Genomic DNA, 24,684 nt, shown 5'->3' with positions numbered 1-24,684 from the left:
GACCGATCGACCGGCCCGCCCGGGGGCGACGCCGTCGAACCGGGCGGCGGAGAGACGGTGGCGCGCGTGCGGAACGTGAGTACGCTGCTACACATGACGGGTCACCCCCCGGGTCCGCTCTGGACGGGCCGCGCCTCCAACCGCGCACAGTGGCTGCTCGCCGGCATCGGTGCGGCGTGCCTCGCGCTGGGCATCGAACTCGCCGTCGACTACGCGTGGACGGCGGGCATCGTCCCCCTGCTCATGGCTGTGATCGGCTGTCTCGCGGTGGGTCTGCTCGTTCTCTTCGGGACCCTCGCCTTCGTCCACGTGGCCGTCACCGTCGACTCCCGGGCCATGGAGGTGCGCTGTGGCCACATCGGGCTGCCGCGTCGCACCATCCCGCTGTCCGAGGTGACCTCCGCCGAGTTCGTGGCGCAGATCACCCCGCAGCAGTGGGGCGGCTGGGGCTACCGCTGGCGCCCCGACAAGGGCACCGCCGTCGTCGTCCGCCGCGGCGAGGGCGTGGAGCTGCGCCTGGGCGACGGGAAACTGTTCACGGTCACCGTCGACGACGCCGAGAACGCGGTCCGGGTCATCCGCACCCACCTGCGTGCCCTGGCCCACTGAGCCGGTCACCCGCTTCGCGCGCGCGGGGACGTACACTCCGCCAGATGAGCAGCAGTGTCACCCGCGCGGCCGGGAACGATCCCTCCCCCTCCACCGCGGCAGCCGCGGCCGACGCGAACCCCGGTGGTCCCGACGACGGGAAGTGGACGGCCGCCCGCCTGTCGCGGACCGTGCTCGCCGGTGCCCGCAAGGCCCCGTGGCAGACGCGCTCCCTGATCGCGGTCCTCGCCGGACTGCTGCTCTACGCGAGTTTCCCGCCCCGCCCCCTGTGGTGGCTGGCGCCGTTCGCCCTCGCCCTGCTGGCCGGCTGCCTGCACGGCCGCCGCGCCCGAGCCGGCTTCGGCCTCGGCTTCCTCTTCGGCCTCGGCTACCTCGTCCCGCTGCTGTCCTGGACCGGTGAGGAGGTCGGCCCCGTCCCGTGGCTGGCCCTCGCCACCCTCGAAGCGCTGCTGCTCGGTCTCGCCGGGCTCGGCATCGCCCTCGTCGGCAAGCTCCCCGGCCGGGCGCTCTGGGCCGCCGCCATCTGGGTGGCCGCCGAGGCGCTGCGCTCCCGAGTCCCCTTCGGCGGCTTCTCCTGGGGCAAGCTCGCCTTCGGCCAGGCCGACGGCTTCCTCCTCCCGCTCGCCGCGCTCGGTGGCACCCCGCTGCTGTCCTTCGCGGTCGCCCTGTGCGGATTCGGCCTGTACGAGGTCGCGCGCGTCGCCCGCCGCGACCCCCGCCGCACCACGGTGGCCCTCGCCCTGCTCGCCGTCGTCGCGCCGATCGGCGCGGCCCTCGCGGCCCGCCCGCTCGTGTCGGACGCGGCCGAGGACGGCACCTCGGTGGCCGCCGTCATCCAGGGCAACGTCCCCCGCGCCGGCTTCGACTTCAACTCGCAGCGCCGTGCCGTCCTGGACAACCACGCCAACCGCACGCTCAAGCTCGCCGACGACGTCAAGGCGGGCCGCGCCGAGCAGCCCGACTTCGTGGTCTGGCCGGAGAACTCCTCCGACATCGACCCCTACGCCGAGCGCGACGCCCACGACGTCATCGACAACGCCGTCAAGCGCATCGGCGTCCCCGTCGCGATCGGCTCCGTCATCGCGCCGCCGACCGGCCCCCTGCGCAACACGATGATCCTCTGGGACCCTGCCAAGGGCCCCACCCAGACCTACGACAAGCGCAAGATCCAACCCTTCGGCGAGCGCATGCCCATGCGCTCCGTCATCCGGATCTTCAGCAAGGACGTGGACCGGGTCCGCCGCGACTTCGGCCCCGGCAAGGACCCCGGCGTCTTCGACATGGCGGGCAGCCGGGTCGGCATGGTCACCTGCTACGAGGCCGCCTTCGACGACGCCGTCCGCTCCACCGTCCGCGCCGGGGCGCAGGTCATCGCCGTACCGAGCAACAACGCCACCTTCGGCCGCTCCCAGATGACCTACCAGCAGCTCGCCATGGACCGCGTCCGCGCCGTCGAGCACAGCCGCACCGTGCTCGTGCCCGTCACCAGCGGCGTCAGCGCCGTCATCCGGCCCGACGGAACGGTCGTCCGCCAGACGAAGATGTTCACCGCCGACGCGCTGGTGGAGAAGGTCCCGCTGCGCTCCACGCAGACCCCGGCCACCCGCTTCGGGCCGCTGACCGAGTACGCGCTGCTCCTGCTCGCCGCGGGCGGCCTCGGATGGGTCCTCGTACGCCGCGTCCGGGCCCGCCGGGCGGTGTGACGGCCGGGCACCGCGCCAGGTCGTCTCCATCGGATCCCGCCGGGCCCGCCGCGCCCGGCACCGCGGGCCCCGCCGACATGATCCGTCCGGGCGGGACGGCCGTCGCCTCGTAGGGTCGGGTCATGACCACACCTGATTTCATCCGCGCGATCCGGGCCACCGCCGGGCACCAGCTGCTCCTGCTGCCCGGGGTCACCGCGATCGTCTTCGACGACCTGGGCCGGGTGCTGCTGGGCCGCCGGGTCGACACCGGCCAGTGGGCCGTGATCGGCGGCATCGCCGAGCCCGACGAGCAGCCGGCGGAGACGGCGGTACGGGAGGTCTTCGAGGAGACGGCCGTGCACTGCGTCCCCGAACGGGTCGTCCTGGTCCAGATGCTCCAGCCGATCGTGTACCCGAACGGGGACGTCTGCCAGTTCCAGGACATCACCTTCCGCTGCCGGGCCACCGGCGGCCAGGCCCGCGCCAACGACAACGAGTCACTGGAAGTGGCCTGGTTCGCGCTGGACGCCCTGCCCCCGCTGGACGACTTCGGCCTGGACCGCATCCACCGCGCCCTGACCGACGAGCCGACCTGGTTCGAGGCCCCGTCCGAGGCACTGACGGCCGCGTCGAGCGGGCCCGCGCACGAGGTGGGCGATGAGTGACGAGTCCGGGGGGCTGCGCGCCGCACTGGAGCGCACCCGTGCCGAGCGCGACGCCGCACTGCGCGAGGTGGCGCTGCTGAGGGCCGAGGTGGACTCCCTGAAGAGGCCGGCGTACGACCCGGAGTCCCGTTGGTCCCGGATCGACCACCTCATCCGCGAGGGGCGTCGCATCCAGGCCCTGCACCGGATCGGCGAGGAGTTCGACTGCGGGGACCGGCAGGCGGCGCACCTGCTGGACAACCGGGTACGCCGGTTGCGCGAGAGGGATCCGGAGGACTTCGCGGACGGACCCGGCGCGTAGTCGTGGCGGCGCGGGAGTCCGGAGCCGGGTCGAGGAGCGGTCAGCCCGCCGGGACCGCGGCCTCCCGGTACAGCTCCAGCGCCTGGTCTCCCACCACCGCGCTGTACGAGACGTCCGGCACCGTGCCACCGCCCTCGTGGCCGCCGAGCACCCCGGCCAGCGCGCCGTTCGCCAGCCAGGGGCTGCCACTGGTGCCGCCGCTGAGGTCCGGGCAGTCGATGCGGCGCTGGGTGTCGGAGAACAGTGAGGTGTCGTTGGCGCAGCGCAGCGGCGCGTCCTCGGTGCTCGGATAGCCGACGATGGTCACCGACACGTCGTCCGGCTGTTCGGCCGCCACGGGGAACCCGCCCACCACGTCCTCGATCGCCTCGGTCCCGCCGTCCACCGGTGTGACCGAGGCGAAGGCTATGTCCTCGTCCGGGTCCTCGTCGCTCGTCCAGCCCGGGGCCACGTGCACATCGGTGAGCTTCCATACGCCGAACGGGGCACGCCCGTCGCGGTAACCCGGTGCGAACACCGTGGACTCCGGGTGGTCCAGACAGTGCGCGGCGGTGGCGATCACGTCGCGGCCGGCGCTGCGCACCACGGCAGCGGTGCAGAAGTGGCCGCCGTCCAGCCCGCCCGCGAACAGCGCGCCCACCCGGTCCGCCGTCCGGTCGGGGACGGCCCGCGCCGTGACGCCCGCGGGCGTCACGACCGTCGCGTCGGGCAGGTCGATGCCCAGCAGCGCGCCCATGGCGGCCAGCGCGAGCGCGATCCGTGAGGCCCGCAGGGCGCGGGCGCGGCCGGTCTGTCGGGGGAGCACGCGATGGATCATGTATCGAGCCTGCCCTTCGAGACTGTGTCCGGAGCCCGAAGTTCCATATGAATCCGCTGTGAATGCCGGACCCGGACGAACCAACCGGACGAACCACCTCGCGAAGCCCGGTCGCTCGGCGATCCGGGTCCATCCAGGATCCGGGCTCCTCGACGATCCCGCTCGTGAGAACGGGGCCCGCGAGGAGGGCCCCGCCGGCTCGTCGAGGGCTCCGCCTTGTGCCGACGAGGGCTCCGCAGGCGTCCCCTCCCGGCCGGGGCGAGACTGGCAGAGGCGCCGGGGGTCCCAGGAGGTGTCCCGCCATGACCACACCGCACCGCACGCCCGTGGTGTTCATCCACGGGCTCTGGTTGCACTCCACGAGCTGGCAGGCCTGGGCCGAGGCCTTCCTCGACGCGGGATTCGAGCCGATCCTCCCCGAGTGGCCCGGGGTCCCCGCCACCGTCACCGAGGCCCGCCGGCGCCCCGGCGACCAGGCCGGGGTCGGGCTGGCCGAGATCTCCGAGGCGCACGCCCGGGTCATCCGCGCGCTGCCCACCGCGCCGGTGCTCGTCGGGCACTCGGTGGGCGGTTTCATCGCCCAGCACCTGCTAGGCCAAGGCCTCGGATCGGCGGCCGTGGCCGTGTGCCCCGGCCAGATCAAAGGAGTGAAGGCCATCGCCCCGGCGCAGGCGAAATCGACCTTCGCCTTCCTGCGCGACCCCGTGAACATCAAGCACGCCGTGTCGCTGAACACCGAGCAGTTCCGCTACGGCTTCGCCAACGCGGTCTCCGAGCGCGAGTCCGCCGAGCTGTACGACGAGTGGACGATCCCGAGCCCGGCCCGCCCCCTGTTCCAGTTGGCGCTCGGCAACTTCGTCCCGCACTCCGCCGCCCGGGTGAACACCGACAACGAGACCCGCGGCCCGCTGCTCCTGCTGTCCGGCCGCCTCGACCACACCGTCCCGGACGTGCTGACCCGCTCCACCTACACGCAGTACCGGGACTCCCGCGCCACCACCGAGTACCAGTGCTTCGAGGACCGGGGCCACTCCCTGACCGTCGACCACGGCTGGCCGGACCTGGCCCGCACCTCGCTCGGCTGGCTGGACTCCCACACCCACTGACCTCGCGACCGGCCGCGCGGCGGTCGTTTCCGTGGGATGCCATGAAAGAACCCGGGACCCCGGTGGGATCCGACGGCGCACCCGCCCGGTCTATGGACGACACGGAGGGTTTCCCGTACGCCTGTTGTGCACGACGGAGCGTGATCGTCGGGCCCCGCCGCCCCTAGCCTCGCCGCAGGAGCACGAAACGAGGGGCGGTACCCGGTGAACTGGCTCATCCACGACTACCGCGAGAGCGATCTCGCAGCGGTGGTGCACCTGATCGACACCACGGCCGAACTCGGCCAGGAGTCGGTCTTCTCGCTCGCCGAGTGCATCAGCGCCCTCACCGACCGGCAGCCCTGCGTGGTCGCCGTCCACCAGGGCGTCCCCATCGGCGCGGCCCTGGCCTGCGTCACCGGCGAGCGGGCCTGGGTGATGCGGATCGCCATCGCCGCCGGCTGGCGCGGCCGGGGCCTGGCCAGCGCCCTCCTCGTCGAACTGGAGCGCCGCCTCATCGCCGCCCGCGTCGGCCGGATCGCCTACGTCCTGCCCGAGGAGGACCTGCTCGGCGAAGGCCTGCTCAACGCCGGCTACACCCGCCAGCCCGCCGTCGCCTACTTCGAGAAGACCGAGCCGCTGCACGGACCGGCCGCCGGACTCCTCGACGACCTCGGCGGCCGGTTCCTGCCGAACGACCTGTGGACCAAGGTCGCCGGCATGGAGAAGGAGAAGGACCTCATCGAGCGCCGCGTGGTCCTGCCGCTCGCCGAACCCGAACGGGCCGCCGCGCACGGGGTACGGCCACCGCGCGCCATCGCCCTCTTCGGACCCCCCGGCACCGGCAAGACCACCTTCGCCCGCGCCATCGCCTCCCGACTCGGCTGGCCCTTCGTGGAACTGCTGCCCTCCCGCCTCGCGGACGAGGGGAACCTCGCCGCCGCGCTGCGCGACGCCTTCGCCCGCATCGCCGAACTCGAACGCGTCCTCGTCTTCATCGACGAGGTCGAGGAGATCGCCCCCGTACGCACCGAGCCCGCGCAGCCCGGCGGCATCCACGGGGTGACCAACGAACTGCTCAAGCTGATACCGGGCTTCCGGGAGGGCGACGAAAGGCTGCTGGTCTGTGCGACCAACTCCGTCCGCTCCCTCGACCCCGCCTTCCTGCGCCCCGGCCGCTTCGACTACCTGATCCCCATCGGCACCCCCGACGCCGGCGCCCGCGCCGCGATGTGGTCGCGGCACACGGCCGGTCGGGCGGACGTCGACGTCGCGGCCCTGGTGGAGGCGAGCGAACTGTTCACCCCGGCCGACATCGAGCACGCGGCCCGGGCGGCCGCGCAGGCGTCCTTCGAACGGGACCTGGAAGCCGTGGGCACCCGGGGCGCGTCGGCGGCGCAGCCCGGCGCGAGCACCGAGGACTACCTCTCGGCGGTCGCCCAGTGCCGGCCCTCGGTGACCCCGGCGATGACGGGGGAGTTCGCGGCGGACATCACCGCGCACGCCCGGTTCTAGGCCGGCCGGCGCGTTGACCGGGGACCGGGGACCGGCGCCGGAGCTTCGGCCGGACGGCCACGACCACGCCGGCCGTAGGAACCGGCGGGACCGCCCCGGTCGCGCGCCTCAGGGGCGGCAGCGGTACGTGAACTCCACCGAGGCCGTGTGCCGCGAGGGCGACAGCAGCTCGATCTCGGCCCGCGCCGGGTAGGTCCCCGCGCCCTGGAACGTCCACAGCAGATGCAGCGAGACCTCCCGCTGCCCGCTCGGCACCCGCTCGGTGAGCCGCTCCGAGCGCGTGCCGTCGCTGCGGAGCCAGCGGTACGCGAGCGTCCCCGGGCGCCCGTCGGTCCGTACGAGCGCCACCACGTCGGCGGCGGAATCGCAGCCAGGCCCCTTCGGATCGGTGCTGACCGCCACGTCCCGGACCTCGACGGCCGGCCCGAAGCGCTGCCAGCCCAGGTACGCGAGCACCGCGACCAGCACCACGGCGGCCAGGGTGTACCGACGCCACTGCCCACCGCGGCGGCGCGGGGTGCCCACCGCGGTCCCGACGACCACCGGGAACGGCGCGGGGACGGCAGCCGTCACCCCGGGCCCGAACCGCAGGACCGATCCCTCGATCCGGTCGGGCACCGCTCCGGGGGTGGTCTGCGGGGTGTCGAACCGTTTCGTGTCCGGTTCGTCGAGCCGCCGCGTGTCGGGGCCGGAGTCGGGTGTGCCGTCGAGCCGCCGTGTCGCCGGTTCGTCGGCGGGGTCCGCGGGCGGGCCGCTGAACCAGTGGCTGCCGAGGACGGTGGCGCTGTAGTCGTCTCCCTCGGGAGCGCGGGCATCGCTCATCGCGGCACGTCCTGACACCTGGGGATGAAGATCGAGTCGACGGCCACCTTGCCGGACGTCGGTTTGGTGGTGACACGCGCGCTCAAGTAGCAGCCGCCGACCCGCGCGAGGGCGTGGGACCGCGTCACCGGACCCGTCCCGGCCTCGACGGCGACGGAGTCCGCGCCGTCCGGCGAGCGCAGGTCGCCCGGGCTGTCGCCGCGGAACCACTCGATGGTCACCGTCGCCGGTCCGCCCCGCACCTTCAGGGACACGGTCGCCCGACCGGCGCTCGGGGCGGCGGACAGGGTGACGGACACCCCCGAGACGACCACCGGAGTCGGAGTCGGAGTCGGCGTCGGTGTGGGGGTCGGCGTGGGAGTGGGCGTCGGGGTCGGCTCGGTGACGGTCGGTGTGGGGGTCGGCGTCGGGGTGTCGCTCGCGCCGGGGCTCGCGGACGTCGAGGCCGAGACGGACGGGGACACGGACGCCGAGGGACTCGCGGACGGCGACACCGACACCGACGCCGAAGGGGAACCCGACGGGCTCGGACCGGGAGCCGGCGAAGCCGTCGGCGCACCCGGGCTGGTCGTCGCGAACGCGCTCAGCGCCGCCGCGCCGTCCGGCTCGCCGCCGACCGCGTCGTACGTGAACATCAACAGCGCCCCCACCACCAGCACCGCACCCGCCGCGAGCGCTCCCCGCCGACCCGGCAGCAGGCTCCTCGGGGGCGGCTTCAGGGCGGTCGTCGCCAGCGCGGTGGTACCGGCGGCCGGCGCGCCCGCCGAGGGGAACAGCAAGGGCAGCAGCGCCGCCAGCGCCGCCAGCTTGCGCTGCCCGCGCTCCTCCCAGTCGGGCCCGTACGCGGCCAGCGCCACGCCCTCCAACTCCGCGACGAACGCCTCGGCGTTCTCCGGCCGCCGCTCGGGCTCCTTGGCCAGACCGCGCCGAATCAGCGGACGCACCGGTTCCGGGGCCTCCGTCTCCGGTACGGGCGCCTCGATGTGCTGGACCGCCAACTCCGCGAAGTTGGTCCCGTCGAAGGGCTTGCGCCCCGTGAGGCACTCGAAGAACGTCGCCGTCGCCGCGTACACGTCGGCCGCGGGGGAGGCCGGCCGTCCCTGCCACTGCTCGGGGGCCATGTACGCGGGCGTGCCCGCCACGCCGGGCGTGGTGCCGCGCCCCGCCGCGATCCCGAAGTCCACCAATTTCGACGAACCGTCCGGCGAGACCAGCACGTTCTCCGGCTTGTAGTCCCGGTGGACCACCCCCGCCCGGTGCGCCGCGGCCAGGCCCAGCAGGGACCCCTTCAGCACCACCAGCGCGGCCTCGGCGTCCGCCCGGCCGGACCGCTTCAGCAGGGCGCGCAGGGAGATCCCGTCGACCAGTTCCATGACGATCGCGGCGCCGCCGGGCGCCTCCACGTACTCGTACAGACCGACCACGTACGGCGAGCGCAGCCCGCCCAGCAGCCGGGCCTCCGCGCGGAACTCACGGACGAAGGCGGGGTCCTCGCGCAGCCGGTCACCGAGGTACTTCACCGCGACCGCCGTGCCCGTCGCGCCGTGCACGGCGAGAACCACACGGCCGCTGCCGCCCGCACCGAGCTCCCGGACCTGGGTGTACCCCGGTACGGTCCACACGTCGTTCATCGTTCCCCCCGCCCATGGCGTCGCGCCCGGTTCCGGTCGTCCCCCGACCGGCCACCACCAGGGACACGGTTTCCGCCACGGCTGGTTCCCAACCTCGCGGGGGTGTCTCGAACGGGTGTCAGGCCGCCGCCCGCTCCGCGCCGATCATGGCGTGCAGTCGGTCGGCCGCGCCCCGGCCGAACGCCGGGTCGTTGATGTGGGTGTCGTAGTCGTACAGCCGGGCGGCACTGCCCCGCAATCCCTCGCGCAGAGCCGAGAACAGCGCCCCGTCCGCACAGGGGTCATGGTAGGGGCCGCCCGGCGCGCCGAGCGTGGACAGTCCGCGCAATGGGACGCACACGGCCGCGGGACCGGTGGCCGACCGCAGCTTGACCGCGACCCGCCGGCCCAGTTCGGCGCACTCGGACGCGGTCGTACGGATCACCGTGATCGAGGGATTGTGCAGGCGCACCCGCCGGTACCGGGCACGTTCGGGCAGGCTCTCCAAGGGGCCGAACTTCACCATGTCCAGCGCGCCCAGGCTCACCACCTGCGGAATCCCGGCACGACCGGCCGCGCTGAGCCGATCGGGGCCCGCCGTGAGGATGCCCCCGCACAGGTCGTCGGCCAGCTCGCTCAGCGTGAGGTCCAGCACCCCCGCGAAGATCCCCTGACCCGCCAGCTTCTCCAGGGTCCGGCCGCCCGTGCCGCTGACGTGGAAGACCAGCACCTCGTAGCCCAGCTCGGTCAGTCGTTCCCGGGCCGCGTCCACGCCGATCGTGGTCACGCCGGCCATGCTCGCCGCGATCAGCGGCCGCCCACCCGCCCCGAGCCGGGTCGGGCCGCGCTCCCGGCCATCGCGGGCGAAGCCCCCGGCCATCGCGGCGACCGCCTCCACCGCGTTGGCGAGCACGGGAGCGGAGATGCGGTTGATCCCCGCTATGTCCACGACGCTGTACATCATGGTGATGTCCGAGGATCCGACGTACGGGGCGACGTCCCCGGACGCCATCGAGGAGACCATCACCTTCGGCACGCCCAGCGGGAGCGCCCGCATGGCCCGGGTCGCGATGGACGTCCCGCCGCTGCCGCCGATCGCGAGCACCCCCTGCAGCCGGCCCTCGGCGTGCAGGCGCAGGAGGGTCGCTTCCGCCCCGGCGGCCATCGCGGTGACGGCCGACCCCCGGTCGGCGGCGGCCCGCAGGTCCGCGAGTTCCGTTCCCGCGGCCCGCGCGACCACCTCGCGCGGCACGTCCGCCGGCACCCGGGGCTCGTCCATGATCCCCGTGTCGACCAGTACCACCTCGACGCCGGCGCGCAGCAGTCTCTCGCGCAACCAGCCGTACTCCACACCCTTGGTGTCCAGGGTCCCCACCAGCACGACGCTCGTCATATGTGCAATGTCCACGCAGGTGGGCTTTATTGGCAAGTCAAGGTCGGGTCAACCCTTCAGAAGCACCAACAGCCGCTCCAGAAAAGGCACTTGGCCGGGAATCAACTTGGATTCGGCCACTGCCGGAGGGAACCAGGCCACCCTGTCCAGTTCCGGGAACTCGCCGATCCGTCCCGAGTGCGGCGGCCACTCCATCGTGAACGTCCCGGGCACCATGAGGGCCGGATCCAGGTCCGCCCGCACCGCCCAGATCGTCACCAGCTTCCCGCTCGGCATCCGGATCTCCCCCAGGGGCAGGTACGGGCCCTCCGGGGGCGGCAGGCCGATCTCCTCGGTGAACTCCCGGCGGGCCGCGTCGCGGGGGGTCTCCTCCGGGCCGTACTCGCCCTTGGGGATCGCCCAGGTCCCGGCGTCGCCGCGCCGGTCCCACAGTGGCCCGCCCATGTGCCCGAGCAGGACCTCGATGTCGGTCTCCTCTTCGCCGGCCCGACGGAAGAGGAGCAGACCGGCGCTTCGTTTCTGTGCCATGCCGCTATCCATGCCCCGCGTATGGGGTGTCGGCACCACCGGACCGTCAGTGGTCCCGACCACCGGACCGTCAGTGGTCGTGCGGACCCTCGCGGTGGACCGGACCGTGCGCGTCCGCGCAGTGCGAGTCGCCCGCCGGGGCCTCGCCCGGTCGCCGCCCGACCGAGAGCAGCGCGTCCTGCGCGTGGTCCACCTGGAGGGTGGTGTGCGTGATCCCGTACTCCTTCTCCAGCAGTGCTTCCAGGTCACGGCGCACGGCGTGGCAGTCGCCCGCCGGTTCCACCAGGACGTGCGCGGAGAGCGCCGCCTGACCCGAGGTGATGGTCCAGATGTGCAGGTCGTGGACCTCGGTCACCGGCGGCTGCCCGACGAGCCGGTCGCCGACCGCGTCCGGGTCCGTGCCGGCCGGAGCGGCCTCCAGGAGGATCCGACCCGACTCGCGGACCAGTCCGTAGCCCGCCTTGACCATCAGCGCCACCACCACGAGCGAGGCGATGGCGTCGGCCTGGACGAAACCGGTGGTGAGCACGATCAGGCCGGCCACGGCGGTGCCGATGAAGGCGAACAGGTCGTTCAGCACGTGCTGGTAGGCGCCCTCGACCGCCAGGGAGGAGCGGTTCGCCTTCGAGATGCACCAGGCCGCCGCCACGTTCACGACGATGCCCGCGAGCGCCGTCACCAGGACGAGTCCGCCCTCCACCGGCGGTGGGTCGAGCAGCCTGCGCACCGCCTCGTACGCCAACCAGACCGCCAGCAGGAGCAGGGTGAGGCCGTTGGCCTGGGCGGAGAGTATCTCGGCGCGCTTGAGGCCGTACGTGAACCCACCGCGCGCCGGCCGGGCGGCGAGCCGCATCGCGATCAGCGCGAGGGCGATCGAGACGGCGTCCGTCAGCATGTGCGCGGCGTCGGAGATCAGCGCCAGGGAGTGCGCCATGACGCCGATGACCACCTCGACGGCCATGAAGCCCGCGATCAGCGCGAGGGCGATGGCCAGCCAGCGGCGATCGGCGTTCGGGTCGACCCCGTGGCTGTGTCCGCCGTGGGCGTGGCCGCCTTGGGCGTGGGTGTGATCCTTCGCGTGGTCGTGCCCGGTCATGGCGTCCCCCGTTTGTTCGGTTCCGACGCGTGAAGTGAAGCGCACCTTTCGGAGATGGGCAAAGGCTGCAACGGGGACCGTTGTCATTACCCTTAAGGGCGCCCTGACCTGCGGTTATGCCGAGCCGGTCGGATCGTGGGAAAATCTGACCATGGTCCAGCGCCCCGGTGTGCCGACCGCACCCGAACTCGTTCTGGAAACGGCCGGGGGCTCCACCGCGATGAGCCCGGTCCGGACCTACCACGTCGGTCGGGACCCCCTCTGCGAGATCTGCCTCGACGACGCCCGCGTCTCCTGGCACCACGCCGTGCTGCGCGCCGAAGGCGACCACTGGACCGTCGAGGACGAGAACAGCACCAACGGCACCTGGGCCGACGGCCACCGCATCCACGCCTGGAACATCGGCGCCGGCAGCGAACTGCGTTTCGGGAGCGTCGACGACGGCCCGCGCGCCCTCCTGCTCGGCCCCAAGCCGCCTGCCAAATCCGCCGAGCCGGCGGCGACCCCCGCCTCATCCGCGCCCGCACCGGCCCCGTCCGCCCCCGCGCCGTCCGCCACCCCCGCGTGGCCTTCGGCGTACCTGGCGCCCACCGGGTCCGCCGGCGGGACCTCGCGGCCGTCCTCCGTGTCACACCCCGGGCTGACCGGCACCTTCGCCCGGCCGACGTCGGTCCGCCCGCTGCCCGCGCGGACCGCCGTACGCATCGGGCGGGCCTCGGACAACGACCTCGTCGTCGACGACCTCGTCGTCTCCCGACGCCACGCCGAGCTGCGGGCGCTCGCGGACGGCACGTACGAGATCGTCGACCTCGCCAGCCACAACGGCACCTACCTGAACGGCGCCCGCGTCGAGCGCGCGCCGATCGCCGAGGGCGACATCGTCGGCATCGGGCACACCGCCTTCTGCCTGGTCGGCGACCAACTCCAGGAGTACGTGGACACCGGAGAGGTCTCCCTCGACGTCCAGGACCTCGCCGTCGCGGTCGACCACGGCCGCAAGGTCCTCCTCGACCACGTCTCCTTCCCCGTCGGCGCCAAATGCCTGCTCGCCGTCGTCGGCCCCAGCGGCGCCGGCAAATCCACCCTGCTCGGCGCCCTCACCGGCCTGCGCCCCGCCGACCAGGGCACCGTCCTGTACGACGGGCGCGACCTGTACCGCGACTACGCCGAACTCCGCAGCCGCATCGGCCTCGTGCCGCAGGACGACATCCTGCACGCCCAGCTCACGGTGCGCCGCGCCCTGACCTACGCCGCCGAACTGCGCTTCCCCCAGGACACCGAGAAGGCGGAACGCCAGGCGCGGGTGGACGAGGTGATCGGTGAGCTCGGCCTCGGACAGCGCGCCGACCAGTCCATCCACAGCCTCTCCGGCGGCCAGCGCAAGCGGGTGTCCGTCGCCCTGGAACTGCTGACCAAACCCTCCCTGCTCTTCCTCGACGAACCCACCTCCGGTCTCGACCCCGGGATGGACCGCTCCGTCATGCACATGCTGCGCGGCCTCGCCGACGACGGCCGCACCGTCATCGTCGTCACCCACAGCGTGCTCAGCCTCGACGTCTGTGACCGGCTGCTCGTCCTCGCCCCCGGCGGGCGCGTCGCCTACTTCGGACCGCCCGACGAGACCCTTGCCTTCTTCGGCTACGAGCAGTGGCCCGAAGCCTTCGAGGCCTTCGAGAACCAACAGGACCGCGACTGGGCGGCCGAGTACGCGGCATCCCCCCTGTACCGCAGGTACGTGCGCGGGGCCGCCACCCGGCCCCCGGTCGCGGACGGCAGACCCGGACCGGCCGGTTTCGTCGCCCCTCCGCCCAAGGCGCAGAGCTGGGGCTCCCAGCTCTCCACGCTGGTCCGGCGGTACGCGGCGGCGCTGAGCGCGGACCGGACCTTCCTCGCCATCATGATCGCGCTGCCGTTCGTGATGGGCGCCATGGCCCGCGCCCTGGCCGGCAGCCGCCTCACCCAGGAGACGGCGATCAACGCCCTGCTCATCCTGTGCGTGGGAGGCGTGCTCACCGGCGCCGCCAACGCGGTGCGCGAACTGGTCAAGGAACGGACCATCTACCAGCGCGAACGCGCGGTGGGACTGTCCCGCTCCGCCTACCTGATGTCCAAGGTGGTGGTCCTGGGCGCGATCACGGTGGCCCAGGCCGTCGTGCTGACGCTCGTCGCCCTGTTGGGCGTGAACCTCGGCGCCCCCGGCGGCAAGGGCGTCCTCATGCCGCCGCTGATCGAGATCACGCTCGCCGTCGCCCTGCTGTCGTTCACCGCGATGATGCTCGGCCTGCTGGTCTCCGCCCTGGTCAGGAAGGAGGAGGTCACCATGCCGCTGCTGGTCCTCCTCGCCATCGTCCAGGTGGTCTTCTGCGGGGCGCTCCTGCAACTGGACGGGGTGCCGGTGATCCAACAGCTGTCCTGGCTGGTGCCCTCCCGCTGGGCGCTCGGCGCGATGGCGGGCACCATCGACCTGGGCGCGATCGTGCCCGGCCCCCTCACCGACGACCCGCTGTTCGCGCACACCGTCGGCGTGTGGCTGCTGAACCTCGGGATGCTGGTCGTGCTGTCCGTACTGTTCGGCGTACTGGTCTCCCGGCTGCTGCGGCGCCACGAACCCGCCATCATGCGGAAGTAGGCCGCGTGACGAGCCCCGAAGGCGTCGCCGACTTCCGGCCCACCCACGTCGTGCCCCGGGACGGCCTGCCCGCCTGGGAGGCACCGGACGTCTCCCGGCCCACCGCCGCCCTGGACGCCTTCCTGCCGGTGCAACTGCTGTCCCGGCGCGGCGAATGGGCGGAGATCCTCTGCGCCAACGGCTGGTCCGCCTGGGTGGACGGGCGACTGCTGGTCGTCGTCCCGCAGCCGCCGCCCACGGCGGGACGCCCCCTCTCCCGCGCCGAGGACCCCCGACCGGTCCTCGCCCGCGGCGTCGAGGCCCTGGAGCGCTACCGCCGGGCCGCCGACGAACTCGCCTCCGGCCGGACGGACGCCGACGGCTTCCGGCGGGCGACCCGGGGCCTGCGCGCCGGGGTGGTGCTCGACGGGGCGGAGATCTGGCTCTACGACGAGACGGCCGGGCGGTGGATGTACGGCGACGGGACCCGGCGGGCGACGTACGCCGTCGTCTCGGAACCGGGCGCGGCCCCCGGCCCGCAGCCGCCGGCCGAGACCCCGGAGTCCGACGGACAGGCGGCCGACGCGCCCACGCCCGGACCCGCGCCCGGCGAACAAGCGACCGCGCCCGAGCCCACGTCCGGCGAACGGGCGGCCTCGGCGGGCGACGGTCCGGGCGAGGCACCCACCGGCCCGGCGGACGGACACGAGCCGACGCGGATCGTCGACACACCCGGGGACGGTGGCCGGTGACGTCCGCCGCGGACACCCCGGGAGGTCGACCGGCCGCGCCGGGGACACGGATCGCCGGGTACCGGTTGGAGGACGAGATCGGACGCGGAGGCATGGCCGTCGTCTACCGGGCGCGGGACCTGCGCCTCGACCGCGTCGTGGCACTGAAGCTGCTGGCACCCGAGTTGGCCCGCAACGACACGTTCCGACAGCGGTTCGCGCACGAGTCGAGGGTGGCGGCGTCCCTCGACCATCCCCACATCGTTCCCGTCTTCGAGGCGGGCGAGGCCGACGGTCTGCTGTACATCGCCATGCGCCACGTCGCCGGACAGGACCTGCGGGCGATGCTGGACCGCACCGGCCCGCTGCCGGTGGCGACGGCCGCGCGGATCGCCGGCCAGGTGGCCTCGGCCCTGGACGCGGCCCACGACCACGACCTGGTCCACCGGGACGTCAAACCCGGCAACATCCTGGTCGCGGAGGGCACCGACAGCGAGCACCCCGAGCACGTGTACCTGACGGACTTCGGGCTGACGAAGAAGTCCCTGTCGCTGACCGGGTTCACGAGCGTCGGACAGTTCGTCGGAACGCTGGACTACGTGGCGCCGGAACAGATCTCCGGCAAGCCGGTGGACGGGCGGTGCGACGTCTACGGCCTGGGGTGCGTCGTCCACGAGATGCTGGCCGGTGGACCACCTTTCCGGCGGGACGACGACATGGCCCTGCTGTGGGCCCACCAGTACGACCCGCCGCCACCGGTGAGCGCGGAGCGGCCGGACCTGCCGGCCGCGGTGGACGACGTACTGGCGAAGGCCCTGGCCAAGTCGCCGGAGGAACGCTGGAGCACCTGCCTGGAGTTCACTGCGGCGCTGCGCCGGGCCGGGGAGGAAGGACAGGCGGCCGGTCGGCGCCCGCCCACCCGAACGGCTTCGGCGCCGCCCGTCGACGCCCCGGCGCCGGGGGAGACGGAACCGGCGCCCCCGCCGCCGCGCTGGGCGCTGCCCGTCTTCCGACCGCGGGAGCGGGCCTGACGCCGTCGCGGTGAGGGAGCCCGTCCGCCGGACCGGGTCAGGGTCCGTCCGCGCCGGGGACGGGCAGGCAGAGCACGTACGCCCGGACGTCCGCGTGCGAGGCCGAGGCGTACCAGCCCTTGCGCCCGTGCGGACCGGCGACCGGGTGGCTGGCGAGGACGGGGCCGGTCCGACCGTTCTCCAGGGAGTAGCCGCCGGACTGTACGAGCATGCCGTCGGGACAGTAGACCGCGCTCCCGGAGACCTTGCGGGGCGTGGCGTCCTGCACGCCGACCGGACCGGCCAGGTAGCGGGTGCCGGTCGTCGCCTCCGTGGGGAGGGCGGTGGACAGGGTCAGGGCGACGGCGGAGACGGCAAGCAGGCCGCCGGCGTGGAGCGGCCGGAACAGGCCTTTAAACGTGTTCACGGAGGTGAGGTTGGCATGCAGAAACGATGCCCCGATGAACCGATATCCCGCTCTTCACCCGTACGGCCCATCGGTTGCCGGGTTCAGCGTCGCTCCCCGCGGGGATCAGGGTCGCCCACTCGGCCGCGGCGGCGCAGGGGGCGGGCCACCAGGGCGCCGAGGAAGCCCGCCACGGCGCCCCACAACAGTCCCAGACCGACGTTGCGCCACAGGTGCGCGCTGAGCTCGACCTTGCCCCCGAGACCGCCCGCGTCGCCGATCCCGAGCAGCGACAGACCGAACTCGGCCCGGACGGAGGCCGTCAGGCACACCGCCAACGTCGCCAGCGCCAGGGCCACCGCCAGGTGCAGGGCGTGCTGCCGCGCCCGGACGTGCGCGGGGGAGCGTACGGCCGCCAGCACACCGGTGCCCAGCAGCAGGACGGCGGCCACCGGAACCAGCCACCACGCCCGGGAATCGTGTTCCGCGAGCGAGGCGACGTCCACCGTGGACAGGTCGGGGCCGCGCAGCGCCTGGTCCAACAACCGCGGCATCGGCAGCCCGAACGGCCCGTCCACGCGGCCCTCCCAGGACCCGCCGAAGCCCAGGGTCAGCGCGAGCCAGGCCAGGTTCGGCAGGCCCAACAGGATCACCGCGAACGTCTGTGCGACGTCCCCCCGGGTGGCGGCCACCACCAGACCGGCGACCACGCCGATCGCCACGTACGCCAGCAGCAGCACGACCGTGGCGAAGGCGGCCGGGCGCACGGCCGTGTGGAAGCGCACCAGGGCGGCGGGCAACGGCGCACGCCGGGAAACCAGCAGGGTGATCGCCAACAAGCCCAGGATCCAAAGCAGTCCGAAGAACAGCGTGGCCGGCACCTCGGCCCGGAAGCCCACCGTCGGGGCCGCGTCGAGGAGTTCGCCGATCTCCCCGACGGGGGAGTCGCCCGTGGAGATCCCGAAGTCCTGCCTGGCGACCAGGGCGACGCCGAGGAGCGCGAGCAGCCACAGCACCACCAACGGCACGACCCGTCCGAGCAGTTCGCGCGGGTGGGCCACCGCCCGGTTGTGCAGGGGGCGCAGGAAGCAGAGGCCGACCGTCAGGGCGCCGGCCAGGGTCACCGAGAGCGGGAGCACGGACAGGTTCACGTCGGCCTCGGCCAGGAACCCGGCGCCGCCCGACACCCCGATCGAGCCGCCGGCCGCCATCACGACCACGGCCGCGACCACCCGGGGGAACGCGCCCTCCGGGAGGTCGCCCGCACCCGCACAGGCCAGTCCCGCCGCGGCGATCACGATCATCACCACGAAGCCCGCCACGACGGCGGCGAGGGCGTCACGCCAGGCCCGTGCGGAGCCACCGGAGGTCGTTGCTGACGTTCGGCTCACCCGACAACGGTAGGCACCCTCGGCTTGCGGCCACCACCGGGAGGCCCCACACAATGGTCCGCAGGAGCGCAAGAAATCCGGAGATTTCCGTACACCACCACGGAACGTCCGCCCCGGACCGGAACTCCTCCGTCAGGGAAGAAGAGCCCGTGACCACGCAACCCTCCGGCCAGGAACCGCCGCTGCCCCCGCGGTCGTCACAGTCGCCGTCCGAGCGCCCGTCCGGTCCCCCTTCCGGCCCACTGTCGGGCGGGCGGCGGGGAGGCCCGCCCGAGCAACCGCCCGGGGGGCCCGCCGGCCCCGACGGTCCCGCGCCCACCGGGCCGTCCGGCAAAGGCCCGTGGTGGCGCTCCGGACCCCGGTTGGCCGCGGCGGTCGTCGCCCTGGCGGCCGTCGTGGCGCTGGTGGTGGTACTCACCCGGCCGAGCGGCACGCCCTCCTCCACCCGGGCGGGCGGTGGGGAGGTCTTCCTCCAACCGGCCTCCGCGACCGGACCCGCCCCGTTCACCGGGTCCACGGCGGCCGAGGAGGCCACACCGTCGGCGCAGAGCCCGCCGCCCTCCGCGAGCGACAGCGCGCCGGCGACCGGGGCGACGGTCACGCGCAGCGTCAGCGGGGCCGCGCCCGGGCTGTACGGGGGCACCCGGAACACCGCCAGTTGCGATGTCGGGAAGCAGATCGCGGCGCTGACCGGGCAACCGGCCAAGAACACCGCCTTCGCCTCCGCCCTCGGCATCCGTCCCGAGGCCGTACCCGCCTACCTGCGCTCCCTGACCCCCCTGCGGTTGCGCGCGGACACCCGGGTCACCAACCACGGTTACCGCGACGGCAAGGCCACCCCCTACCAGGCGGTGCTGGAGGCCGGTACGGCGGTGCTCGTTGACGACCGCGGGGTGCCCCGGGTGCGCTGCGCGTGCGGCAATCCGCTGGGGGAGCCGGTGGCGCTCGGGGCCGACGCGAAGCGCACGGGGCAGTCGTGGCCCTCGTACCAGCCGCAGCGGGTGGTGGTCATCGCCCCCTCGGTGAAGGTCGTGAACACCTTCGTGATCTACGACCACCACGACGGGACCTGGGTCGGACGGGACCGCGCCGACCACGACGGCCAGCGCGACAAGCCGGTGCCCCCGCCGGTGACCCCCACCCCGACGGGCACCACGTCCCCGGACACCACCACGTCCCCCGGGAGCGGCTCGCCGACGGACACCGACACCCCGACGCGATCACCGGGCGACACCCCCGGCGCGACCCCGTCCGACAGCCCCCCGGAGTCCTCCGCGCAGTCCCCGGGCCGATCCCCGGAGCAGTCACCGGACGAGCCCGCCTCGGATTCGCCCGCCGACACCACCCCGAGCGACACCACCCCGAGCGACAGCACCCCGAGCGATGCCCCGGCGGATTCGCCGCCCGCCCGCGTCGCCCCGTCGGACACCCCGCCGCTCACCCCGTCCTCGGTGGCACCCCCCTCGGAGGCGAGCCCCCGCACCGGGTGACCGCGCGCCCCGGCCGGGGAACAGTGAGACCCTGACTGCATGGACCAGCGGGGAAGCACGACCCCCGAGGTCGACTGGCCCGCGCGGCCCGACACGAGTCTCGCGCTCAACCGCATGGGCACCTTCGACTGGGACCTCGACAGCGGACAGATGCACCTGGATCCCACCGCCCTCGAGGTCCTCGACTTGCGTCCGGACGAGTTCACCGGAACCCCCGCCGGACTGCGCATCCGACTCGTATCCGGCGAGGAGCCGCGGATCGACGCGCGCGTCGCCCAGGCGATGAAGGACGGCCGCAGCCACTACGGGGCGTACTTCCGCAGTCGCAGGCGGGACGGAACCCTCGGCTGGACCCACATCCAGGGACACATCCTGCGGGACCCGCACGACGGCCGTCCGTACCGGGTCATCGGGATCCTCCGCGACGCCGCCCACGACCCCGTCGAGCCGGGCGCCGCCGGGGAACGCAACGAGGGGCGCCTTCGGATGACCGGCGTCGTGGAACGGACCACCGCGATCCTCGCCCACGCGCGCACGGTCAACGACGTGACCGACGTGCTCAAGGACCCCGAGGCCCTGGGGCACCTCGGAGCCGTCAGCGTGATGCTCGGCGTCGTCGACGGCGCCCGCGTCCACCTCGTCGCCGAAGGACAGCTCGGTTCCTACGTTCCCGAGATCGAGTACACCCGCGTCGACGCGCGCTTCCCGATGAGCGAGGCCGTACGCACCCTCCAGACGGTCTACGTCGCGTCCCGCGAGGAGTTCCAGCGGCGCTACCCACAGCTGTGGCCGTACATCGAACCGCTCGACGTGCGCAGCGGGGTCTACCTGCCCCTGATCGCCCAGGGCCGTCCCGTGGGCGCGCTCGGGCTGCTCTACAGCCGGGACGGGGACTTCACCACCGAGGAACGGAACGTGCTGGTGGCCCTGGGCAGCGGCATCGCACAGAGCCTCCAGCGGGCCATCCTCTTCGAGCAGGAGCACGACCTGGCGGAGGGACTCCAGCGGGCCATGCTGCCGCGCAGGATCCCGGAGGTGCCGGGCGCGCTGATCGCCGTACGGTACCGGGCGGCCAGGATGGGCCGGGACATCGGCGGCGACTGGTACGACGTGATCCCCCTCGGGGAGGGACGGGTCGGGGTGGTGATCGGGGACGTGGAGGGCCACGACACCGACGCGGCGGCCGTGATGGGCCAGTTGCGGATCGTCCTGCGGGCCTACATCGCCGAGGGGCACACGCCCGGCACGGCGATGGCGCGCGCCTCGACCTTCCTGCGGGAACTGGCGACGGAACGGTTCGCCACCTGCACCTACGGCGAGGTGGACCTGAACACCGGCATGCTGCACCTGGTGCGGGCCGGTCACCTCGACCCCATCGTCCGCCGCGGCGACGGCAGTTGCCACCGGATCCAGGTGGCCGGCGGACTGCCGCTGGGCCTGCCCGCCCACGACCCACCGGGGACCGGTACCGGCTACCCCGTGACCAGCGTCGAACTGCACCCCGGCGACACGCTGCTGCTCTGCACGGACGGCCTGACGGATCGCCGCGGCGACCGCGCCGATTCGGGGATGCGGGAGGTCATGGACGGGGTCCGGGACGGACCGGTCGACGTCGAACGGCTGGCCGACGTGCTGTGCGACCTCGTCGGGGACGCGGGCGGCGGCGACGACATGGCTCTGCTCCTGCTGCGCCGCCGGGGCACCCCCGCCCCGCGCGGCGGCGGCCCGCTGCGCCACGAACTCGCCCCCGGCGACCCTGACGGCCCCGCCCTGGCCCGGCACCTGATCCGGGCGGCGGTGGCCGCCTGGGGCGCCCGGGAGCGGGCGGACGAGGTCGAGCTGGCCGCCGACGAACTGATGACGAACGTCCTGGTGCACACCGACGGCGCGGGACACGTCAGCCTGCGGCTGACCGCGGAGGGACGGATCCGCATCGAGGTCGAGGACTCCAGCAGCGCCCTGCCGCACCGGCGCGAGGCGGGCGACTGGGCGGTGTCGGGGCGCGGTCTGCTGCTGGTGGACCGGCTCGCGGACGACTGGGGGGTGGAACCCCGGGGCGGCGGCAAGTGCGTGTGGTGCGAGTTCATCGTCCCGGGGCGGCCCGGGTAGCGGCGCCCGACCGCCCGGCGAATGGCTGAACACGCCGCTCCCGGTCCGGGTCGCGCTCCCGGGGCCGCGCCGACCCGCGAAATCCTTCCCGGGTGTCGATCCTCCGGCCGCCGCTCCCGGCCCTGCTCGCCTCGCTGCTCTGCGGCGCCCTGCTCGCCGGGCCGCCGGCCGCGCTCGCCGCGGAGGTCGACGACGGCATCGAGACCGCCCGCACCTCCCGCCCGGTCGCCCCCGGCGTGCGGCTGGACTCGTACGACCGGCTGGAGCGCGACCGTTGGCTGCGCGTCGACGAACTCGTCGTCGACCTCGCCGTACCCGGCGGGGTACGGGCCGAGTACCTGGGCGGGCGCGGAGCCGAGACGCTCGCCCAGGCCGTCGCCCACCACCCGGCCGGGCCGGGGCGCCGCGTCGTCGGAGCCGTCAACGGGGACTTCTTCGACATCCGGGGAACCGGCGCCCCCCTCGGCCCCGGGGTGCGGGGCGGCCGGCTGCTGCACTCCGCGTCGCCCGGCCCCGGCGGCGCTGCCGTCGGCTTCGCCCCCGACGGCAGCGGGCGCGTCCTGCGCCTCGGTCTCACCGGGAGCATCACCCTGCCCGGCGGCGCGGTGCGCACCCCGGCCGGGTACAACGCCGCCCTGCCGCCGGCCGAGGGCTTCGCCGTGTACACCGCCGACTGGCCCGGCTCCGTACTCCCGGACACCGGGCCGGCGGTGGAACTGCGCGACGGCCGCGTCGCCGTCGCGGCCCCGGTACCGATCCTGCGGCGTCCCGCGCGCCGCGACCGCCCGGCCCCCGGCACCACCCTGCTCGTCGCGGCCGGGGCGGCGGCGGCCGAACTCGCCGCCCTGCGCGTCGGGGAACCGGTGACCGTCACCGCCGCGCCGCTGCCGGAGTCGGGACCGGTGCCCCTGGAGGCCGTCGGCGGGCGGGAGGCCCTCGTCGTGGCCGGGGTTCCGCAGAACCACGACGGCGAACCGAACGACACCGCCGCCCCGCGCACGGCCGTCGGCCTCTCGCGGGACGGCCGGTCGCTGCGCCTGGTCACCGTGGACGGCCGCATGCGGGCCAGCGGCGGGCTCACCCTGACCGGGCTCGGCCGCATGATGCACCGGCTCGGGGCCCACGAGGCGCTCAACCTGGACGGCGGCGGCTCCTCGACGCTCCTCGCGGCGCTCTCCGGGGCCACCGCCCCGACCCTGGAGAACACCCCTTCGGACGGGAGGCCCCGCCCGGTCCCCAACGGCCTCGCGCTCACCGCCCCGGTGGGCTCCGGACGGCTCACCGGCTACCGGATCGAGGCCGCCGCCGGCCGCCTCTTCCCCGGACTGACCCGCACCCTGACCGCCACCGGCCACGACCCCGCGCTCGGACCGGCCCCGGGCACACCCTCCTGGTCGGCCGAGGGCGCCGGCCGGATCGGCCCCGACGGGGTCCTGCGCGGCTCCCGGCCGGGGCCCGTCACCGTCCGGGCCCACACGGACCGGCCCGGCGCCCGACCGGCCGAAAGCGGTCCGGTCGAGGGCTCGTTGGCGCTGGAGGTGCTCGGGCCGCTGACCCGGATCCGCCCGACCCGGGACCGGATCGGGCTCGCCGACCGGACGGAGAGCGCCGGCTTCGACCTCACCGGGTACGACGGCCAGGGCCGCGCGACCACCGTCGAACCCGGGGACACCGTCTTGCGGTACGACCGCTCCCGCTGGCGGGTCGCCCCCGACGGGCGGGGCGGCTTCACGGTCCGGGCGCTGGTCGCGCGGGCCACCGGACGGCTGCGCGTCAGCGTCCCGGCCACCGGCGCCACCGCCGAACTGGCCCTCGGGGCGGGGCTGGACGCGCTGCCCCTCGCCGATCTGGAGGACGCCGCCCGCTGGAGGGGCGCGGGTGCGACCGCCGCCCCCGGCGAGGGCCGGCCGGGTACCGGGATCGCCCTCACCCTCCCCGCCCCGGCCCCGACCGCCACCGCAGCCGCCCCCCGCCCGATCCTCCTGCCGGAGCAGGCCCGTTCGGTGTCCCTCTGGGTCGGCGCGGACGGGTCCGGAGCACGGCCGGCGGTGCACCTGACCGACGGGGACGGGGCCGGGCTCACCCTGCGCGGGCCGGCCGCCGACTGGTCCGGCTGGCGCCGGATCACCCTGCCGCTGCCGGCGACGGCCGAGCCACCGCTGCGCCTCACCGGCCTGTCGGCCACCCAGGGCGGGGGCGGCCCGTCCCGGCTGCTGCTGGACACGCTGACCGCCGAGACCCCGCCGACCGGGGCCGCCCCGACGGTCACCCTCCCCCCGGACCCGGTCGTGTCGACGCCCGCCGGGGTGCGCGCGCGGCCCTGGCGGTTCGCGGTGTCGCCGGACGGGCGGGCACCGGGGGTCGGCGCGGACTTCGTCCTGGTGGGGGTGGACGGCCGCCCGGGCTTCACCCACCGGGGCGTGCGCTTCGTGCCGCTCGACGGTCGCCGCCGTACGCTCGACGCGGGCGGCGGTCTGGACCGGATGCGGGTCCTCGCCGAAGCCCTCACGGCCGCCGCGCGGGAGCCGGGGACGGGCGCGGTGGCCGTCGTACAGCGGTACGCGCCGGGCGTCGTCGACCGGAACGAGGCCGCCCTGCTGACCCGGCGCCTCGCCGAGTTCCGGCGCGCCACCGGCAAACGCGCCGCCCTGTTCACCCTCGACGCCCCCCGCTTCACGGCCGCCCGCACCGAGGGCGTGCCGACCGTCACGACCGGGCGCGCCGGCCGGACCCTGATCGGGGTCGACGCCTTCGCGGCGGGGGAGTGGCTCTCGATCCTGCCCGGCCCGACGCCGGCGCCCTGACGCGGGCAC

At 74.4% G+C, this 24,684-nt stretch carries 20 protein-coding genes; 12 read left to right on the top strand and 8 right to left on the bottom strand.

The genetic code is table 11. From position 1 onward, the window contains the following. Window positions 1-93: 93 nt before the first annotated feature. The 4 genes from ADK55_RS24175 (at window position 94) to ADK55_RS24160 (ending at window position 3,260) form a co-directional block, all read left to right on the top strand. A complete protein-coding gene (locus ADK55_RS24175; RefSeq protein WP_078999338.1) occupies window positions 94-609 on the top strand; it encodes a hypothetical protein in 516 nt (171 codons plus the stop codon). 44 nt (window positions 610-653) lie between these two features. Then, window positions 654-2,312: an apolipoprotein N-acyltransferase gene (gene lnt, locus ADK55_RS24170; protein WP_053681883.1), complete on the top strand. Its 1,659-nt coding sequence runs from the start codon at window positions 654-656 to the stop codon at window positions 2,310-2,312. 122 nt (window positions 2,313-2,434) lie between these two features. After that, the gene (locus ADK55_RS24165; RefSeq protein ID WP_053681882.1) at window positions 2,435-2,959 is read left to right on the top strand and encodes an NUDIX hydrolase; all 525 of its coding nucleotides are present in this window, start codon (window positions 2,435-2,437) and stop codon (window positions 2,957-2,959) included. Continuing rightward, window positions 2,952-3,260, top strand: a complete 309-nt coding sequence (locus tag ADK55_RS24160) for a hypothetical protein (RefSeq protein ID WP_053681881.1) — start codon at window positions 2,952-2,954, stop codon at window positions 3,258-3,260. The genes ADK55_RS24165 and ADK55_RS24160 overlap by 8 nt, the downstream gene beginning before the upstream one ends. Window positions 3,261-3,300: 40 nt before the next feature. On the opposite strand, the gene ADK55_RS24155 is transcribed toward ADK55_RS24160, so the two are convergent. Further along, window positions 3,301-4,077 (bottom strand): trypsin-like serine peptidase, encoded by a 777-nt coding sequence (locus tag ADK55_RS24155; protein ID WP_063839602.1) that lies wholly within the window; start codon window positions 4,075-4,077, stop codon window positions 3,301-3,303. A gap of 302 nt (window positions 4,078-4,379) precedes the next feature. On the opposite strand from ADK55_RS24155, the gene ADK55_RS24150 reads away from it, so the two are divergent. Together ADK55_RS24150 and ADK55_RS24145 are read left to right on the top strand one after the other, a co-directional pair. Beyond that, entirely contained in the window at window positions 4,380-5,183 is an 804-nt protein-coding gene (locus ADK55_RS24150; RefSeq protein ID WP_053681879.1) for an alpha/beta hydrolase, read from the top strand. A gap of 204 nt (window positions 5,184-5,387) precedes the next feature. After that, window positions 5,388-6,677: an ATP-binding protein gene (locus tag ADK55_RS24145; protein ID WP_053681878.1), complete on the top strand. Its 1,290-nt coding sequence runs from the start codon at window positions 5,388-5,390 to the stop codon at window positions 6,675-6,677. A gap of 108 nt (window positions 6,678-6,785) precedes the next feature. Here ADK55_RS24145 and ADK55_RS24140 read toward each other — a convergent pair whose 3' ends face one another. From ADK55_RS24140 to ADK55_RS24120, 5 genes are all read right to left on the bottom strand, one after another. Beyond that, window positions 6,786-7,499 carry a hypothetical protein gene (locus tag ADK55_RS24140; RefSeq protein ID WP_053681877.1) on the bottom strand — a complete coding sequence of 238 codons (714 nt, stop codon included), beginning with the start codon at window positions 7,497-7,499 and terminating at the stop codon, window positions 6,786-6,788. Further along, on the bottom strand, window positions 7,496-9,130 hold the full coding sequence (locus ADK55_RS24135; RefSeq protein ID WP_053681876.1) for a serine/threonine-protein kinase: 1,635 nt from the start codon (window positions 9,128-9,130) through the stop codon (window positions 7,496-7,498). The genes ADK55_RS24140 and ADK55_RS24135 overlap by 4 nt, the downstream gene beginning before the upstream one ends. Window positions 9,131-9,248: 118 nt before the next feature. Continuing rightward, window positions 9,249-10,502, bottom strand: a complete 1,254-nt coding sequence (locus ADK55_RS24130; protein WP_053681875.1) for a Tm-1-like ATP-binding domain-containing protein — start codon at window positions 10,500-10,502, stop codon at window positions 9,249-9,251. 48 nt (window positions 10,503-10,550) lie between these two features. Further along, complete coding sequence (locus ADK55_RS24125; protein ID WP_053681874.1) at window positions 10,551-11,030, bottom strand: NUDIX domain-containing protein; 480 nt, start codon at window positions 11,028-11,030, stop codon at window positions 10,551-10,553. Between the two features lie 70 nt (window positions 11,031-11,100). After that, window positions 11,101-12,126 carry a cation diffusion facilitator family transporter gene (locus ADK55_RS24120; RefSeq protein ID WP_053681873.1) on the bottom strand — a complete coding sequence of 342 codons (1,026 nt, stop codon included), beginning with the start codon at window positions 12,124-12,126 and terminating at the stop codon, window positions 11,101-11,103. 151 nt (window positions 12,127-12,277) lie between these two features. Between ADK55_RS24120 and ADK55_RS24115 the strand changes: the two genes are divergently transcribed. The 3 genes from ADK55_RS24115 to ADK55_RS24105 are packed head-to-tail and all read left to right on the top strand — an operon-like array spanning window position 12,278 to window position 16,496. Then, complete coding sequence (locus ADK55_RS24115) at window positions 12,278-14,755, top strand: FHA domain-containing protein (protein ID WP_053681872.1); 2,478 nt, start codon at window positions 12,278-12,280, stop codon at window positions 14,753-14,755. A gap of 5 nt (window positions 14,756-14,760) precedes the next feature. After that, complete coding sequence (locus ADK55_RS24110) at window positions 14,761-15,486, top strand: hypothetical protein (RefSeq protein WP_053681871.1); 726 nt, start codon at window positions 14,761-14,763, stop codon at window positions 15,484-15,486. Next, entirely contained in the window at window positions 15,483-16,496 is a 1,014-nt protein-coding gene (locus ADK55_RS24105) for a serine/threonine-protein kinase (RefSeq protein WP_053681870.1), read from the top strand. The genes ADK55_RS24110 and ADK55_RS24105 overlap by 4 nt, the downstream gene beginning before the upstream one ends. A gap of 37 nt (window positions 16,497-16,533) precedes the next feature. On the opposite strand, the gene ADK55_RS24100 is transcribed toward ADK55_RS24105, so the two are convergent. Together ADK55_RS24100 and ADK55_RS24095 are read right to left on the bottom strand one after the other, a co-directional pair. Next, on the bottom strand, window positions 16,534-16,902 hold the full coding sequence (locus ADK55_RS24100) for a hypothetical protein (RefSeq protein ID WP_053681869.1): 369 nt from the start codon (window positions 16,900-16,902) through the stop codon (window positions 16,534-16,536). 83 nt (window positions 16,903-16,985) lie between these two features. Then, on the bottom strand, window positions 16,986-18,272 hold the full coding sequence (locus ADK55_RS24095; RefSeq protein WP_053681868.1) for a streptophobe family protein: 1,287 nt from the start codon (window positions 18,270-18,272) through the stop codon (window positions 16,986-16,988). 182 nt (window positions 18,273-18,454) lie between these two features. Between ADK55_RS24095 and ADK55_RS24090 the strand changes: the two genes are divergently transcribed. The 3 genes from ADK55_RS24090 to ADK55_RS24080 all read left to right on the top strand — a co-directional run bounded on the left by ADK55_RS24090 (window position 18,455) and on the right by ADK55_RS24080 (window position 24,675). After that, window positions 18,455-19,762, top strand: a complete 1,308-nt coding sequence (locus tag ADK55_RS24090) for a DUF6777 domain-containing protein (RefSeq protein ID WP_078999336.1) — start codon at window positions 18,455-18,457, stop codon at window positions 19,760-19,762. A gap of 39 nt (window positions 19,763-19,801) precedes the next feature. After that, entirely contained in the window at window positions 19,802-21,871 is a 2,070-nt protein-coding gene (locus ADK55_RS24085) for a SpoIIE family protein phosphatase (RefSeq protein ID WP_053681867.1), read from the top strand. Between the two features lie 92 nt (window positions 21,872-21,963). Beyond that, window positions 21,964-24,675, top strand: a complete 2,712-nt coding sequence (locus tag ADK55_RS24080) for a phosphodiester glycosidase family protein (RefSeq protein WP_053681866.1) — start codon at window positions 21,964-21,966, stop codon at window positions 24,673-24,675. The last annotated feature ends 9 nt before the right edge of the window (window positions 24,676-24,684 follow it).

This window comes from Streptomyces sp. WM4235 (genome assembly GCF_001279725.1).
Lineage (GTDB): Bacteria > Actinomycetota > Actinomycetes > Streptomycetales > Streptomycetaceae > Streptomyces.
The sequence above is the reverse complement of the archived record's forward strand: the minus strand, read 5'-3'. Positions and strand labels throughout refer to the sequence as shown.

Bases quoted from the DNA above. Each gene is read 5' to 3' on its own strand.
- ADK55_RS24175 (WP_078999338.1), top strand. From the start codon at position 94: ATGACGGGTCACCCCCCGGGTCCGCTCTGGACGGGCCGCGCCTCCAAC.
- lnt (WP_053681883.1), top strand. From the start codon at position 654: ATGAGCAGCAGTGTCACCCGCGCGGCCGGGAACGATCCCTCCCCCTCC.
- ADK55_RS24165 (WP_053681882.1), top strand. From the start codon at position 2,435: ATGACCACACCTGATTTCATCCGCGCGATCCGGGCCACCGCCGGGCAC.
- ADK55_RS24160 (WP_053681881.1), top strand. From the start codon at position 2,952: ATGAGTGACGAGTCCGGGGGGCTGCGCGCCGCACTGGAGCGCACCCGT.
- ADK55_RS24155 (WP_063839602.1), bottom strand. From the start codon at position 4,077: ATGATCCATCGCGTGCTCCCCCGACAGACCGGCCGCGCCCGCGCCCTG.
- ADK55_RS24150 (WP_053681879.1), top strand. From the start codon at position 4,380: ATGACCACACCGCACCGCACGCCCGTGGTGTTCATCCACGGGCTCTGG.
- ADK55_RS24140 (WP_053681877.1), bottom strand. From the start codon at position 7,499: ATGAGCGATGCCCGCGCTCCCGAGGGAGACGACTACAGCGCCACCGTC.
- ADK55_RS24135 (WP_053681876.1), bottom strand. From the start codon at position 9,130: ATGAACGACGTGTGGACCGTACCGGGGTACACCCAGGTCCGGGAGCTC.
- ADK55_RS24130 (WP_053681875.1), bottom strand. From the start codon at position 10,502: ATGACGAGCGTCGTGCTGGTGGGGACCCTGGACACCAAGGGTGTGGAG.
- ADK55_RS24125 (WP_053681874.1), bottom strand. From the start codon at position 11,030: ATGGCACAGAAACGAAGCGCCGGTCTGCTCCTCTTCCGTCGGGCCGGC.
- ADK55_RS24120 (WP_053681873.1), bottom strand. From the start codon at position 12,126: ATGACCGGGCACGACCACGCGAAGGATCACACCCACGCCCAAGGCGGC.
- ADK55_RS24115 (WP_053681872.1), top strand. From the start codon at position 12,278: ATGGTCCAGCGCCCCGGTGTGCCGACCGCACCCGAACTCGTTCTGGAA.
- ADK55_RS24085 (WP_053681867.1), top strand. From the start codon at position 19,802: ATGGACCAGCGGGGAAGCACGACCCCCGAGGTCGACTGGCCCGCGCGG.